Here is a 14644-nt window from a genome sequence, read left to right as displayed (position 1 = left end):
TGTGAAGATTAGGGTACATACCATACCGGTTTGTAGGGAGGAATTAAAATGATGTGGCGTTGTGGCGTATGTGGTTATGTGCATGATGGAGATAGTCCCCCGGAAAAGTGTCCCAAATGCGGCGCTCCGAAAGAAAAATTTGCGCAGCTAGAGCAAACAGATGTGGAAAAAACAGCTCGTTCCCGTTTTTCCAATGATTTGCACATGCAGCTCTCCGCTAAGTTGGACAAGATCATCGAGATTGCCACTGCCGGGATCGACGATAACCTCGACCCCGGTTGCCTGACCGTCTTCAAAAGGGCCAAGGAACAGGCGCTAATCTTGAAGCAGATGGTTAAAGCCGAAATCCAGACTCATATCAGCAAAGGCAAGTGGAATTAGCCGACCGGCAGTCAAATTTTTCTTTACTTCAACACAAATACTTGGTATAATAAGACATCAAACTAAATATGACTGTGTTAACTCTATAGCGCTGAATTCTTGTAAAAGAAGCGGGGGAACCAACTTGTGGGGTGAATCCTGTTCGAGCAGTGCTTCTGCTACTCAAATAGGTAGGGTTACTTTCTGACCCGAATCCGTCAGCTAACTTCGTAAGCGTAGGAAGGAGAGTTAAGTTTTCTTGGTGTGCTTTCAGGCAGCACTTCCTTCTTGCGTACCTATCTACAACCCGGTTCTTGCCGGGTTTAATTTTTTATGAGGGAGGGAGCGTTTCTATGTTACAACCTGAAGGTATTAAGACCGTAGCAGAGAAGAAGAATTTGCACTTTGTTAAACCGGAACTGAGCCAGGAGGAGAAAAGGCAAATAGCTTTACGCAGAGCTGCCGAACTTAAAAGCAGAATTAGCGACTACTTGCAGGTTAAAGACAAGATTGTGTGCGGCTTAGAAATAGAGCGGGAGCTGGAAGACAGGAAAAAGAGAATATTGTCCATCTTAGGTGGGACTGAGGAGGATTGGGGCAACTGGAAATGGCAGATGCAAAACCGGATTACCGATGTGGAAACGCTGGGTGAAATTCTTGGTTTGAGTAAAGAGGAAAAGCAAGAAATTAGCCATGTAGGTAAGTCTTATCGTTGGGCTGTTTCGCCCTACTATGCCAGCCTCATTGATCCCGCCAATCCGCTGGACCCGGTAAGCCTGCAAGCTGTTCCATCCGGTTTGGAACTTGAGTCAACCCAAGGAAAGGAAGACCCCATGGGCGAAGAATTCACTTCGCCGGCCCCGTGTATAACCCGCCGCTACCCCGACCGGCTGATCATCAATGTTACCAACGTCTGCGCAATGTACTGCAGGCACTGCCAGCGCAGGAGGAATATCGGCGAAACCGATCAACACAAGCCGCGGAAGCAAATTGAAGCTGCGCTGGAGTATATCAGGCAGAACCCGGAAATCAGGGATGTGCTGGTTACGGGCGGCGATGCACTGCTTTTACCCGATGATACCCTTGACTGGCTTTTAACTGAACTGGATAACATCCCCCATGTGGAAATTAAGAGGTTAGGCACCAGGACTTTGGTGACAATGCCCCAAAGGATTACCCCCGAACTTTGTGACGTGTTGGCTAAACATCCTCCTCTCTATATCAATACCCAATTTAACCACCCGCAGGAGGTTACCAGGGAAGCTGCCGAGGCCTGTGATCGTTTGATTAAGGCAGGGGTGGTTCTGGGTAACCAGGCTGTCTTGCTGAAAAATATCAATAACGACGCCCATGTGATGAAAAAGCTTAACCATGCGCTTTTGAAGATTAGGGTAAGGCCCTATTATATCTTCCATGCCAAATCGGTCAAAGGTACTGAACACTTTATTACCAGAGTGGAAGAGGGGATCGAAATTATGGAGCAGCTGAGGGGCTATACTTCCGGGCTGGCTATTCCCACTTATATAATTAATGCGCCCTTTGGTTACGGCAAGACTCCCATGCTGCCGGAATACCTGATTTCCGCAGGCAGCAACAAAGTCCTCATCCGTACCTGGGAGAAAAAAGTAATGGAATATCCAAATGTGGAACGAGAATTTTAGACAATAAAAGAAGCGTGGTTTATCCCTCGCTTCTTTTATTATGAAAAATTTTCGTTTCGCTTACAGCTCTTTAATGGCCTCTGTCGGGCATGACTCAACAGCTTCTTTGGCGCTTTCTTCCTTATCCTCAGGCACTTCATCAACTGTTGCGTAGGACAATCCTTCATCATTCCAGTCAAAGATTTCGGGGGCAATGTCAATGCATGCGCCGCAAGCAATGCAAAGATCGGGATCTACTTTTACTTTCAAGCTATTCACCTCCTGGTTTCTTTCGGGGATAGTTTATACAGATATGTACCAAAAAATGCGTAATTTATGGTAACATTTTCTGCCGAGAATGTAAACTACCTTTATTATAAGGCCATCAGCGGTACATATGCTTATTGTTAGCAATTTTTTATTTTTTAGTGCTGTTGTTTAAAATACAGCTTTTTAAAAGTATACCTTAGGAAAGTAATGAGCATAAAGTTCTTTATTCCAACTGCCAAAAAACTCCGCTTTTTGTCTTGCTGTTCTTAAAGCTTGGATGTCAAGCTCCGCCAGCACAATTTCCTCTTTATCCCAGGACGAAGCTTCCGCCAGAACGCCATCATTGTTGGGGGTCAGTTCCAGCGGTGCATAGATTCCCGAACGACCGGTAAAAGTAAAACCAAAAAAGTTTGAACCGACCAGTGCACTCTTAATGCCGTAGACGTAACTCTCCTGCACCCTGGGCCAGATGCCTCGCAGCGCTTTCCAGTAATTGTACTGTTCGGGGTTGGCAATTGGCAGCATGATCAGGTCTGCTCCCAGCAGTGCCAGGATGCGAAAAGTTTCAAAATAAGTGGCGTCCATACAAATGGGGAAAGCAAGGTTGCCCAAGGATGTCGTATAAACCTTTAAATCCGAGCCGCAAGACATGCCCCAGGAGGCTTCCAGCGGCAGCAAATGGCTTTTGTCCTGGTATCCTACAACTTTGCCCTCAGGGTTGAATAAAAAGGCGCGGCTGATTAGACGGTTGTCTGCGGTCTTTAAAAGTATACTGCCCCCCAAGATGAAAACGCCAAACCCCTTTGCTAATTCCGAGAAAGTGGCATGATAAACGCTCTCTGCATAGGGGCTTAAAAAACCAAATATGTCCCGTAGCTGCAGCCCGGGATGCAAGGACTCCAGTGCCGCTTCAGGAGCGCTGTTTTGTTTTAAATCAGCCACTCCCGGTAACAGCCCTAACAACTGCAGCATGTTGTCTTCGGGAAAGACAATTAACTGCGCGCCGGCAGCCGCTGCCTTTTGCACGTTGTCCAGCATCATTCCGGCATACTCCTCGGGGTTTGAGACTAGCCTCAATTCAAACTGGATTGCAGCTACTTTTATCCGCTGTAAATCTATGCCCGCGCAGTTTAACGGATGCTCCGGTATTTTGTTGCGGAGGTAGTTTTTGATCCGCCGCGGACTGCACAGGTGGCGCAGGTAAAGAGTGAATGCCTTTTCTTTTAAACGTGCAATAATGCTCATCAGCTCACCTCCGCGTCAGCCGTCAGCTGTCAGCTCTCAGCATATTTTTTTGGCAAAAACTTGGCATAAAGGCCGGCGTTTAAGTGGGAGCGCAAAGGATATTCCCGGCGGATTTTTTGCAAAGCGGTGAAATCCAACTCAACAATTTGCTCTGGTCCTTCACCACAGGTATAGTATCCTGTTTCCTCCGGGGTGATTTCGCAGGGTCCAAGGATAGGGGCCCTGCCTTGAAACTGAACTCCCCAGAAACTTGAGTTAAGCCAGTTTTCCAGGGAGAAAAACTGATTTTGCTGCACTTCCTGCCACATGGCGGAAACTTGACGCCAGGGATTATAGGGTGCCGGGATTGCTGCCGGTGCCAGGACCAGGTCCGCCCCTTGCAGGGCGAGGATACGGCTTACCTCCGGGAAAAAAACATCGCTGCCCACTACAAAGCCTATTTTGCCCAAAGGGGTTTCAAAGACACGGAGGCTGTGGGAGGGTGCCAGGGGCCAGGTTTGCTCGGTTCTGCTGCAGTGGGTTTGCGCCTGTTCCCCTAAATGGGTGCCATCGGGTCCGAATAAATGGGCTTGATGCCTAAAACCTTCGCCGGCAGGCTCCAGGACAGTCCCGCATGCCAGATAAATTGCTGCTTCTTTGGCCAGACGAGAACAAAAATCTAAAAAGCAAGCGTTAAGCTTGGGCAGCTCTTGCCTGTGGCCAAGCAGCATTTCCTTAAAGCAGTGGGCAGGCTTCGAAGTAGAATTTGACTGTAGGCAGAGCCCCGCCAGTCCAGGTAATAGTACCAGTTTTACCCCGTTTGTGGCAAGCTTTAGGACTCTTCTTTGTACATTTTCCAGTTTGTCGCCGGGTTTAATACCACCGTTAGCTACTTTAAACCGCATGGTTGATAACTCCTTTTTAAAAGGACACGTTTTTAATTTTTTTCAAGACAGGTCATGAGTATTCCTGCTAGGAATTTCTTTGAAGGCAGCAGGAAAAGTATTTTAAATAGTAAATATAATTAGTATTCCAATTAACGTGAGGGAAGAAAGCTTTTTAACTAATATAATGGGTGAGTGATGGTATGCTTGATTATAAACAACTTTTGTCTTTTGTAAAAGTAGCGGAAAGCGGCAGCTTTACCAAGGCAGCCAAAAACCTCTATATGACTCAACCTGCCATCAGTTGGCAGATTAAGTCGCTGGAGGATGAAATGGGGCTGCTCCTTTTTGAGCGCAAAGAAAGGCATGTTCTGCTGACTGAAGCCGGCAGGTTGTTTTACGGTCATGCCCGCAGGCTGGTAAAACTGTATGAGCAGCTGCTGAATGAAATGGAACAATTTAAAGGCATGGAGCGGGGCAGGCTGATTATAGGCGCCAGCACTATACCCGGCGAGTATATCCTGCCTGCTTTTATCGGCGCCTTTAAGAAAGAATATCCCGGGGTAGAACTGGCCATGCAAATCGCCGATACGGGGGCCATCGTCGAACTGCTGCTTGGCGATGAGGTTCACCTGGGTGTGATTGGGGCTAAAATTAAAGAGCCTAAGCTGGAATTGAAACCTTTTTTACAGGATGAGTTGATTCTGGTTGCTGCGCCCACTCACCCTCTGGTCGCAAGAGAATACATCAGCATGGACGATATAAAAGGCCAGTGTGTTATTACCAGGGAGGCAGGCTCCGGCACCCAAATGGTCATTGAAGAAAAGCTAAAGGAGTGCGGTCTTAGGCTGGGGGAACTAAAAATAAGCATGGAACTTGGCAGTACTAGAGCAGTGATTACTGCGGTGGAAGCAGGGTTAGGTTTAAGCTGGGTCTCCCGTTGGGCGGTTCAAGAGGCGCTGAGTTTGGGCCGTGTGGCTGAACTTCAGACGGAGGGTCTTACCATCCGGAGGGAGCTGTACTTGGCATATAATAACCGCAGGACCTTAAGCCCCCTGGCTTGCGCTTTCAAGGATTACATTCTTGCACCGGAGGTGCAGCGTTCGGTGTTGAGGTTGTAAAAACAAACAATTTCAGGTAGAATATAGTTACATTTCCAAGGAGGGGGCTTAAAACATGTCGGATGTGTGCAAGTCCAGGAATTGTTTTTACTATGACCCGGATAAGGATGTTTGCAAGGAAAATCTGCAGCCTGATAACCCCGAGTGCCCGGAGTATTTTGAACAGATTGCCGGGGTTGTATGCAGCAAGTGTGATTTTTGCGACAATGAAGCTACAGCTAAAGTCAAAGTGGGCCTACAGTGCATGATTGCGCCTGATGCACAAGGCAAGAAGGAAACCGCCTGTTTCTGCGTTTGTGACAAATGCCTGGAAGAGAGAAAATGGCAGGATGTCCAGGAGATGAACCAGGTTTCATAAGCAATATTACCAGACCCCTGTCCCAGTCGGGTTCAGGGTTTTTTTGTTGGCTTCGTAAAAAATAACCCTTGTGTCCGCTGCTCCAAAGACTATCGCCAAGAGCGTTTAAACAATTCAGACTTTCACTTCCGGCGGCACGCGCCTTATTAGTCCTCAAAATCGGCTAAGAGCCGCGGCCTTAGTCCTTAGCATCGGCTAAAGCCGCGTCCTTAGTCCTTAGTCGTTAGTTTTCAGCTTTCAGCTAAAAGCCTTAGCTCTCAGCAACTAGCCGTTGGCCTCATAATAACTAATGATTAGTAGCTAATGGTTTTATATGTCCACGAAAGCCATACATGCAACTAAGGACTAAAGACTAACAACTAACAACTGCGCTAGCCTGCTGACAGCAGCATGGGATCTAATAAAGGTTAAACCTGGTAAGCAGAATAGCTATAACAGCCAGCAGCAAGAAATAGAAATAGGCGTTCCACGTATACTCTGCTTTTTCACGCTCATTTTTTGGCGTGGGGTACTCCTGCAAGAGCGGTGTTTGAGGTTCGTTGGCCATATTGCTCCCTCCCAATTTACAAAAGTGCCGATGTTTTCAACACTTTTTTAATATGGTATTTTATAAAGGTATTCACCATAAAAAGTTAAAATCCTTTTGAGCATGCGCCTGGGTTACTTTTTTTGGTAAATGTATCTAATATTTGTGGCAGGAAAACAGGGTGCAAAGTAGAATTTACATTAAGATTACAAAGTGATTTTTGTTTTACCACGTGAGGCGTGAACAATGTTGAAGAAACTAAGCCAAAACATTCATCCGCAAGATCTGGCGGATCCAAAGATCATCCCTGTTTTATGGCAGTACCTATTGACCCTGGAAGCCCAGCTGGAGGCTGTGTTGGAAACCGTAAACGAGGCGGTGACCATTATCGACCGGGATGATGTAGTGGTAGGTTGGAGCCGCAGGGCGCAGGAGATGTACAAGATTGCTCCCGAAAGCATTTTGGGACAAAAAATAGAGGATTTTTTTTCCAGCTTGGTTGTAACCGGGGTTTTGAATAATGGGGAAGTCCGGGATTCGTACCATCAACCTTGCCGGGGAACCCATGTGCTGATTAACGCCTCCCCCATCAGACTGGGTGGGGAGATTATTGGCAGTGTGGGGGCCGAAAGGGATATTACGGAAACAGTTTACCTGCATAATGAATTGTCCAAGGCCAGCCATCAGGTACGCCTCTTGGAAGAGGAGATCAAGAAATTTGCCCCGGGCGAATCTTTTACCAAGATCCGGGGTAAGAGCAAAAAACTTGGAGAAATTGTATCCCTGGCGAAAAAGGTTGCCGGGACCAACGCCGCAGTGCTGATCAGGGGTGAAAGCGGTACGGGCAAAGGGTTGTTTGCTGAGGCAATTCACCAGGAAAGCCAGCGAGGGGCAGGTCCCTTTGTTATAGTTAACTGCGGAGCGATCCCTCCCAGCCTGTTTGAAAGCGAGCTCTTTGGCTGCCAGGAAGGCAGTGGAGGATACGATCAGAAAGGCAAGCCGGGAAAATTTGAGCTGGCTAACGGGGGCACCATTTTCTTCGATGAAGTGGACAGCCTGCAGTTGGATATGCAGGTCAAGCTCTTAAGAGCGTTACAAACTAAGAAGATCTACCGGCTTGGTGCGGAGGAGCCAATTATGGTGGATGTGCGGGTTGTGGCCGCTACCAACCGGGATCTGGAAAAGCTGGTTGCCCAGGGGTTATTCAGAGAAGACCTGTATTACCAATTAAATGTGGTTGCGGTGGATATACCTCCCCTTAGGGAGCGGAAAGATGATCTTCCCGAGCTAGTCTATCTCTTCGTCCAGGAGTTTTCCGCCCTCCATGGCAGGGAAATTCGGGAAATTGAACCGGAGCTCATGTCCATTTTGCTGAGCTACCCCTGGCCGGGGAATATCCGGGAACTGCGCAATGTTATTGAACGTTTGGTCATACTGGCTGAAGGCGAGAAAATTTCTGCCGCTCACCTGCCTGATTCTTTGCGCAATATTAAAGCTATGGCTGATGCTGAAAACGTCTCAAATTTATGCGAACTTACTGAACGGGCGGAGCGTCAAATGATTTTAAGGACCCTGGAGGAAGCCGGAGGGAACAAATCCAAGGCGGCAAAGCTACTGGGGATCCCCCGCAGCACACTTTATTACAAACTGAAGAACTTAAACCTGCTTTAATTTTTTTGCCTTCAGGTGTCAAAAAATTAAACACCGATGGCGGAAAATTGGGCAAAAGCTCTGGACAAAAGCAGGAAGTAGGCACTAAACTGATGAAGGGAACGACTGTCTCTGCACAGGCCTATGGCTACTCGTTTGTCAACGGTCAGTCGCCGGTAACTGGCCGCTGACAGCTGAGAGCTGACGGCTGATAACTGTGATTACATATATCAACTAAATTAGGAAAATGGGGGTTAGAACATGTTGGGAAAACGGAAAAAATGGACAGCGTTGGTCGTGCTTAGCCTTTTCCTGCTATCCTTTGTGGCAGGATGCGGCGGCGGGGCCACATCCCAAAGCTCGGGGGAAGAGATTAAAATCGGTTTCCTGGGAGCCTTGACCGGCGAGGTGGCATCCTACGGCATTAATACCTTAAAGGGCATGAAATTAGCCGAGGAGGAAATAAATGCCGCCGGCGGTGTTTTGGGCAAAAAGATCAGAATTATTGAAGCCGACAACCGGGGTGACAAGGGTGAAATTGCCAACGTTACCCAGAAATTCATCACCAAGGATAAGGTAGCTGCCATAATCGGCGACCCTACTACCGGCGGGACCAAGGTGGCTGCGCAAATAGCCCAGCCTAACAAAACGGTGCTGCTTTCTGCAGGCGCGGTTGGTGCCGGCGTGGTGGAAATCGGCGACTACATTTTCCGTAACACTTTGCTTGATTCTGTGGCTGCACCGGCTGTAGTGAAATATCTCAAGGAAAACATGGGCTGGAACAAAGTAGCCATCGTTACCTCCAAAAACAACGATTACAGCGTCGGGCAGACAAAAGTTTTTAAACAGGCATTGGCGGAAAACGGAGTGGAAGTTGTAACCGAGGAGTTTATCCAGGACAAGGATACCAACTTCAGCGGTCAGGTTACCAACATCAAGGCTAAAAATCCTGACGGCATCGTGTTTACCGGCTACTACACCGAAGGCGGCCTGTTTATGGCCGAGGCTCATAAACAGGGGCTGGATGTGGACATGGTCGGCGGAGACGGGCTGCTTTCCGATGTGTTAATGAAGTTAGGGGGCCAGGGAGTTGAGGGCAGCATGGTTTTTGCCGGATTCTCACCGGAGCAGCCTGACGAAGCAACTAAAAAGTTTATTGAAGCTTACAAAGCAAAGCATAACGGTGAAGAACCCGATATGTTCGTTGCCCAGGGTTACGACGCGGTTAAAATTATAGCTGCCGCTATCGAAAAGGCCGGCAGCGCCGATCCCACCGTGTTTAAGGACGCTTTGGCCAAGACAAAGGACTTCCCCGGTGTTTCAGGCAACACCACTTTCCGGGAAAACAGGGAACCTGTCAAGAGCCCGATTAGTCTGCTGGTAGTTAAAGACGGCAAGTTCCGCCTGCTGGCTAAAATACCGGTGGAAGCAGAGTAAGCAGAGAATAAATACGGTTGTTAGTTGTTGGTTGTTAGTTGCTAGTTTTTGAAACCTAACGATTAATGACTAACGACTGACGACCGTTTTATTTTGGGGTGTAGAAAGATGTTTTTTCAACAACTTTTAAACGGCATAACTTTGGGAGCGGCCTATGCGCTGATCGCCTTGGGTTATACTATGGTTTACGGCATTATTACTTTAATTAATTTTGCCCATGGTGAAATTTTTATGGTAGGCGCTTTTGTAGGTTTGGCTCTGACGTATATCGTTAAAGCCAATATTTTTATTTCCCTCCTGGGGGCAATGCTGGCATGCATGGTTTTGGGCATTGTTGTGGAAAGGGTTGCGTACCGTCCCCTGCGGCGTTCTTCCAGGCTGTCGGCCTTGATCAGTGCCATTGGGGTGTCCATCTTTTTGGCTACTCTGGTGCAGCTGATTCGCGGCCCGCAAACTACCAACTACCCTGCCGGGATTATTGCCAATACCGTGTATAATTTTGCATCTATCCAGGTGTCCAAATTGCAGCTGGTAATGATTGTGGTTTCCGCCCTTTTGATGTTAGGCTTACAGTTGATTGTGAAGTATACAAAGATCGGCAAGGCAATGCGGGCCACAGCCCAGGACTATGACGCGGCAAGCCTGATGGGGATTAATATTAACCGGGTTATTTCCTTCACTTTCGCCTTGGGCTCGGCTTTGGCCGCTGCCGGCGGAGTATTGGTGGGCATTTACTTCAACGCTGTAGGGCCTTTTATGGGTCTCTCCGCAGGTCTCAAGGCCTTTGCCGCCGCTGTGTTAGGAGGAATAGGCAGTATCCCCGGGGCAATGCTGGGTGGAATCCTGCTGGGACTGGCGGAAATCTCGGCTATTGCCGCCGGAAAATCATCCTATACTGACGCAATTGCTTTCAGCATTCTGTTTTTGGTGCTTTTAATCAAACCTACGGGACTGTTAGGCCGCCCCATTCAAAAGAAAGTGTAGGTGAGGAGCTTGGACCTTATTTTCAACGACTACAATCTGCGCATTCTAATAAGCATCGGCATCTACATTATCATGGCGTTGGGCTTAAACCTGATTACAGGGGTAACAGGCCAACTTTCCCTGGGACACGCTGCCTTTATGAGCATTGGGGCTTATGCTTCCGCTCTCGTTTCGATGCAAACGGGCCTTCCTTTCGGGCTGGCTTTGCTTTCCGGTGCTTTGGCTGCCGGCATATTTGGCATTATCCTTGGTTTTCCGACACTCCGTTTATCGGGGGACTATCTGGCGGTAGCCACTTTGGGTTTTGGCGAGATAGTAAGAGTGGTGCTGGTAAATATGGAAATTACCGGCGGTGCTTTAGGTCTTTCACCCATACCCACTAAAACCAACGTTTGGCTGACCTGGATATTGGTCATGGTGGTTGTTTTAGCCATGTACCGTATTGAAAATTCCCGGTTCGGCCGGGCTTTGCTGGCTATCCGGGAAGATGAAATTGCCGCTGAAGCCATGGGCATTCATACCACCAGGTACAAAATCATGGCCTTTGCCATCGGAGCCATTTGTGCCGGACTGGGGGGAGCTCTGTATGCCCATTTTATAACCTACATCAACCCCATTGATTTTGGCTTTATGAAGTCCATTGAGATTTTGAATATGGTAGTGCTTGGAGGTATGGGCAGCATTCCAGGCACTGTTTTAGGAGCTGTGGTCCTGACCGTGGCCCCGGAAACGCTGCGTTTCGTGGATCAGTACAGAATGCTCTTTTACGGTGCCATGCTGGTGATGATGATGATCTTCCGGCCAAACGGTCTCTTGGGAGGAGTCAATTTTACCCGGCTGGTGTTGAAAACGTTTAAACTGGACCGGGTCAGGGGAAAAGCAGCAGTGGCCCACCGGGTAAGGGGGGAGTAAGTTGAGTTTACTGGAATTGGAACGGGCCGCAATCAGGTTTGGCGGTTTGGTTGCAGTGGAGTATGTGGATTTGGCCATTGAACCGGGGGAAATCCTGTCCCTGATTGGCCCCAACGGTGCCGGGAAAAGCACCATTTTTAATATGATTACAGGGATATATCCTCCCACCGAAGGTACAATTCACTTTAACGGGGAAAAAATAAGCGGCCTGAAGCCTTACCAGATCACGGCCCGGGGTATAGCCAGGACTTTTCAAAATATCCGGCTGTTTAAAGATTTAAGTGTACTGTGCAATGTGAAAATTGGCTGTCACTGCCGTTTTAGGAGCGAACTCTTCGGGGCTTTGTCCCGTTTACCATATGTCAAAAAAGAAGAAAGGGAAATTGCAGACAAGGCTTTAGCGTGCCTGCAGCTGATGCAGCTTGACCATAAGTGCGAGGAACTGGCCAAAAATTTATCCTACGGCGAACAGCGACGGTTGGAAATAGCCAGGGCTTTAGCTTCCGACCCTAAGCTTCTCCTTTTGGATGAACCTGCGGCCGGCATGAATCCGCAGGAGAAAGCTGTTTTGGCTGAGATGATTCGCAAAATCAGGGACATGGGACTTACTGTTTTTTTGGTAGAACATGATATGAAGTTTGTCATGGGGCTTTCCGACCGGGTGGCAGTGCTTGACTACGGCCGGAAAATAGCCGACGGAACCCCGGACGAAGTTAAACAGAATCCGGACGTTATTGCGGCTTATTTAGGAAAGGATGTGGTCTAGGTGCTGACAGTTGAAAAGCTTTCCGTCAGCTACGGGGCCATTAAGGCAATTCAGGATATTAGTTTCGATGTGCAAGAGGGAGAAATTGTGGCTTTAATTGGGGCTAACGGCGCCGGCAAGAGCACTACGCTGCGGGCCATTTCCGGGCTGGTGGATAAAGAAGGGGGAACCGTCACTTTTCAAGGCAAACCTGTGCACAACCTTCCCCCGCATGCCATTGTAAGTATGGGCATTTCCCATGTACCGGAGGGACGCAGGGTCTTTCCGCTGATGAGCGTTGCCGAAAACCTGGAAATGGGTGGATATGCCCGTAAGGATAAAAAAGGCAAGCAGGAAGACTTGGAGCGGGTCTATGCCAAATTTCCTCGCCTGAAGGAACGGGAGCGCCAGTTGGCAGGCACTTTAAGCGGGGGAGAGCAGCAAATGCTGGCTATCGGCCGGGCTTTAATGGCACGGCCAAAGCTGCTTTTAATGGATGAACCCTCCATGGGCCTTGCCCCAATGCTGGTTCAGCAAATTTTTGAAACCATCCGGGAGATTAATGAGGCGGGAACTACTATTTTATTGGTAGAGCAGAACGCCCGGATGGCTTTAAGCATTTCCCACAGGGCCTATGTGTTGGAAACAGGTGAAATTGTTTTATCAGGACCAGCCAAAGATCTGGCGGAGAATCCGGAAGTCAAAAAAGCATACTTAGGGGAGAGTTAAGAGTTAAGAGTGAAGAGTGAAGAGTGAAGAGTGAAGAGTGAAGAGTGAAGAGTTTTAAAATAACTCAACACTCAAAACTCAAAACTCAACACTAATTAACGCTCAGAACTAAGGGAGCGTGGTGTAGGATTTGCATAAGATAGCGACTGTAAAAAATGTTAAGCCGCTTGTTAACCCCTATGTGATGATAGGTTTTGGTATAATTTGTATAAGCTTTGGCTCCGTTTTTGCCAAAATGTCGGCAGCGCCGGCCTTAGTAATTGCAACTTACAGGTTGACCTTTGCAAGTCTTTTTTTGACACCCTATGCGCTCTGGAAAAACAGACAGGAATTAAAAAAGCTGTCACCGAAGGTTTTTTTATGGGCGCTTTTAAGCGGTGCTTTTTTAGCCCTGCACTTTGCTACCTGGATTAGTTCTCTGAAGTATATCAACGTATCCAGCTCAGTGGTATTGGTGGCTCTTCAGCCTGTGTTTGTGGCCTTGGGCTCCTTTTTTATTTTTCGAGAAAAAATTCCGCTGAAAGCGCTCCTGGCCGGAATGCTGGCTTTAAGCGGGACGTTTGTTATCGGCCTCGGCGATCTGGAGTTAGGAAAAACCGCCTTATGGGGGGATATCCTCGCGGTTACAGGTGCTGTCTTTGCAGCCGCCTACTGGATGGTGGGAAGATCGCTGCGTCAAATTTTAAGCTTAACGGCCTATACCTACGTGGTGTATACGACTTGCGCCCTTCTTCTTTTCCTGTTTACCGCCGGTCGGGGAATCCCCCTGTTCGGCTACAGTGCCCGGGACTGGCTGTTGTTTTTGGGGTTAGCCCTCATACCCACTTTAGGCGGCCACTCGTCCTTTAACTGGGCACTGGCTTATGTGCAGTCAATCGTAGTTTCCCTCGCCATTTTGGGGGAAGCAGTGGGGGCAACGGTTTTAGCTTTTCTGCTTTTAGGGGAGATGCCCGGCAGTTTGGAGCTTATTGGCGGTATAATTATCTTGGCAGGACTATACCTGTTTTTAATTAATAACAAAGAGGCCTAAACATCCTAGAAACCACCCGGCGCCGGGTGGTTTCTATGTGAAAGAGCTGCTTTCGGAGACAAAAAGCACAAGAAAAAGCTTTTTGTTTTTCCTCCTGAGTCAGCCCTGTAAACTTATTTTCTCCTGCAAAAAGAATAATATTTGCGGAAATTTTTGACGTATCAGCTTTTAGACAAGGCTCGAATATATTATTTCGCTCTGGACAAGCTCGCTGGCCGTTTGCGGCGGCAGAGCCGCCAGCCTAGAACGAAACCAGTCCAGCTCCATAAATATATACGGGCGCATAAAAGTTTTCGAGAAGTCTGATTGGCGGAAATTTTTAACGACCGCTATTGCCAAAACGGGCTGTTTAAATTTACCTCCGGCACGATTCTAGAAAGGCAAATAACTGAATATTTATGTTGAGAGGACTGCAGCGCGGAGGTAGAAGATGCTTTTTTGGAGCTGTGACAAACATGTTGCCGGGATGGCAATTTTGCGCATCATTTCAGGAATCATCGAATTTTCCGCAGCCATGTTGATGCTGAAATTGAACAGGGTGGACCAGGCATTAAAAGTAAATGCGGTTCTGGCCGTAATCGGCCCCACCATTATGATGTCAGTCATGGCCTTGGGCATTATAGGGCTCGCGGGGAAGGTTTCTTTGCAAAAGATGCTGTTTATTATTTTAGGCGTAGGCTTGATTTTTTATGGAATCAATAAAAGTTAGTAAGCAGGAATGCGACAAGGGGACGGTTCCTTTTGTCGCATTTATCTTTTAATGCTTCAGTTACA

The 14644-nt window shown here is 48.0% G+C and carries 16 protein-coding genes and 1 riboswitch; of the genes, 12 read left to right on the top strand and 4 right to left on the bottom strand.

What is annotated here, in order from left to right; translation table 11 throughout:
* Positions 1-48 precede the first annotated feature (48 nt).
* Positions 49-381, top strand: a complete 333-nt coding sequence (locus EYS13_RS12395) for a rubredoxin-like domain-containing protein (protein ID WP_227763141.1) — start codon at positions 49-51, stop codon at positions 379-381.
* 79 nt (positions 382-460) lie between these two features.
* A riboswitch (cyclic di-AMP (ydaO/yuaA leader) is annotated at positions 461-612 on the top strand.
* Positions 613-713: 101 nt separating this feature from the next.
* Positions 714-2021 (top strand): glutamate 2,3-aminomutase, encoded by a 1308-nt coding sequence (gene eam, locus EYS13_RS12390; protein WP_227763139.1) that lies wholly within the window; start codon positions 714-716, stop codon positions 2019-2021.
* Between the two features lie 60 nt (positions 2022-2081).
* Here the strand turns inward: eam and EYS13_RS12385 are convergent, their stop codons facing one another.
* The 3 genes from EYS13_RS12385 to EYS13_RS12375 all read right to left on the bottom strand — a co-directional run bounded on the left by EYS13_RS12385 (position 2082) and on the right by EYS13_RS12375 (position 4399).
* Positions 2082-2270, bottom strand: a complete 189-nt coding sequence (locus EYS13_RS12385) for a ferredoxin (RefSeq protein WP_227763136.1) — start codon at positions 2268-2270, stop codon at positions 2082-2084.
* A 183-nt stretch (positions 2271-2453) separates the two neighbouring features.
* Entirely contained in the window at positions 2454-3515 is a 1062-nt protein-coding gene (locus EYS13_RS12380; protein WP_227763134.1) for a nitrilase-related carbon-nitrogen hydrolase, read from the bottom strand.
* 29 nt (positions 3516-3544) lie between these two features.
* On the bottom strand, positions 3545-4399 hold the full coding sequence (locus EYS13_RS12375) for a nitrilase-related carbon-nitrogen hydrolase (RefSeq protein ID WP_227763132.1): 855 nt from the start codon (positions 4397-4399) through the stop codon (positions 3545-3547).
* A 182-nt stretch (positions 4400-4581) separates the two neighbouring features.
* On the opposite strand from EYS13_RS12375, the gene EYS13_RS12370 reads away from it, so the two are divergent.
* Both EYS13_RS12370 and EYS13_RS12365 read left to right on the top strand, forming a co-directional pair.
* Positions 4582-5499: a selenium metabolism-associated LysR family transcriptional regulator gene (locus EYS13_RS12370; RefSeq protein ID WP_227763129.1), complete on the top strand. Its 918-nt coding sequence runs from the start codon at positions 4582-4584 to the stop codon at positions 5497-5499.
* A gap of 55 nt (positions 5500-5554) precedes the next feature.
* A complete protein-coding gene (locus EYS13_RS12365; RefSeq protein ID WP_227763127.1) occupies positions 5555-5857 on the top strand; it encodes a hypothetical protein in 303 nt (100 codons plus the stop codon).
* A 397-nt stretch (positions 5858-6254) separates the two neighbouring features.
* On the opposite strand, the gene EYS13_RS12360 is transcribed toward EYS13_RS12365, so the two are convergent.
* Positions 6255-6404: a hypothetical protein gene (locus EYS13_RS12360; RefSeq protein ID WP_227763124.1), complete on the bottom strand. Its 150-nt coding sequence runs from the start codon at positions 6402-6404 to the stop codon at positions 6255-6257.
* Positions 6405-6629: 225 nt separating this feature from the next.
* On the opposite strand from EYS13_RS12360, the gene EYS13_RS12355 reads away from it, so the two are divergent.
* From EYS13_RS12355 to EYS13_RS12320, 8 genes are all read left to right on the top strand, one after another.
* Positions 6630-8054: a sigma-54 interaction domain-containing protein gene (locus tag EYS13_RS12355; RefSeq protein WP_227763121.1), complete on the top strand. Its 1425-nt coding sequence runs from the start codon at positions 6630-6632 to the stop codon at positions 8052-8054.
* Positions 8055-8294: 240 nt separating this feature from the next.
* Positions 8295-9470 carry an ABC transporter substrate-binding protein gene (locus tag EYS13_RS12350; RefSeq protein WP_227763110.1) on the top strand — a complete coding sequence of 392 codons (1176 nt, stop codon included), beginning with the start codon at positions 8295-8297 and terminating at the stop codon, positions 9468-9470.
* A gap of 108 nt (positions 9471-9578) precedes the next feature.
* A complete protein-coding gene (locus EYS13_RS12345) occupies positions 9579-10454 on the top strand; it encodes a branched-chain amino acid ABC transporter permease (protein ID WP_227763106.1) in 876 nt (291 codons plus the stop codon).
* Entirely contained in the window at positions 10455-11366 is a 912-nt protein-coding gene (locus EYS13_RS12340; protein ID WP_423055278.1) for a branched-chain amino acid ABC transporter permease, read from the top strand.
* Between the two features lies 1 nt (position 11367).
* Positions 11368-12132, top strand: coding sequence for an ABC transporter ATP-binding protein (locus EYS13_RS12335; RefSeq protein ID WP_227763102.1), 765 nt, complete (start codon positions 11368-11370; stop codon positions 12130-12132).
* The gene (locus EYS13_RS12330) at positions 12133-12840 is read left to right on the top strand and encodes an ABC transporter ATP-binding protein (protein ID WP_227763100.1); all 708 of its coding nucleotides are present in this window, start codon (positions 12133-12135) and stop codon (positions 12838-12840) included. It begins immediately after the preceding gene.
* Between the two features lie 130 nt (positions 12841-12970).
* Positions 12971-13870: a DMT family transporter gene (locus tag EYS13_RS12325; RefSeq protein ID WP_227763099.1), complete on the top strand. Its 900-nt coding sequence runs from the start codon at positions 12971-12973 to the stop codon at positions 13868-13870.
* Between the two features lie 430 nt (positions 13871-14300).
* The gene (locus EYS13_RS12320) at positions 14301-14579 is read left to right on the top strand and encodes a YqhV family protein (protein ID WP_227763097.1); all 279 of its coding nucleotides are present in this window, start codon (positions 14301-14303) and stop codon (positions 14577-14579) included.
* Positions 14580-14644 lie beyond the last annotated feature (65 nt).

The organism is Zhaonella formicivorans (assembly GCF_004353525.1).
In the GTDB taxonomy this organism is placed as follows: domain Bacteria; phylum Bacillota; class DUOV01; order DUOV01; family Zhaonellaceae; genus Zhaonella; species Zhaonella formicivorans.
This window is presented reverse-complemented; position numbering and strand designations above follow the sequence as displayed.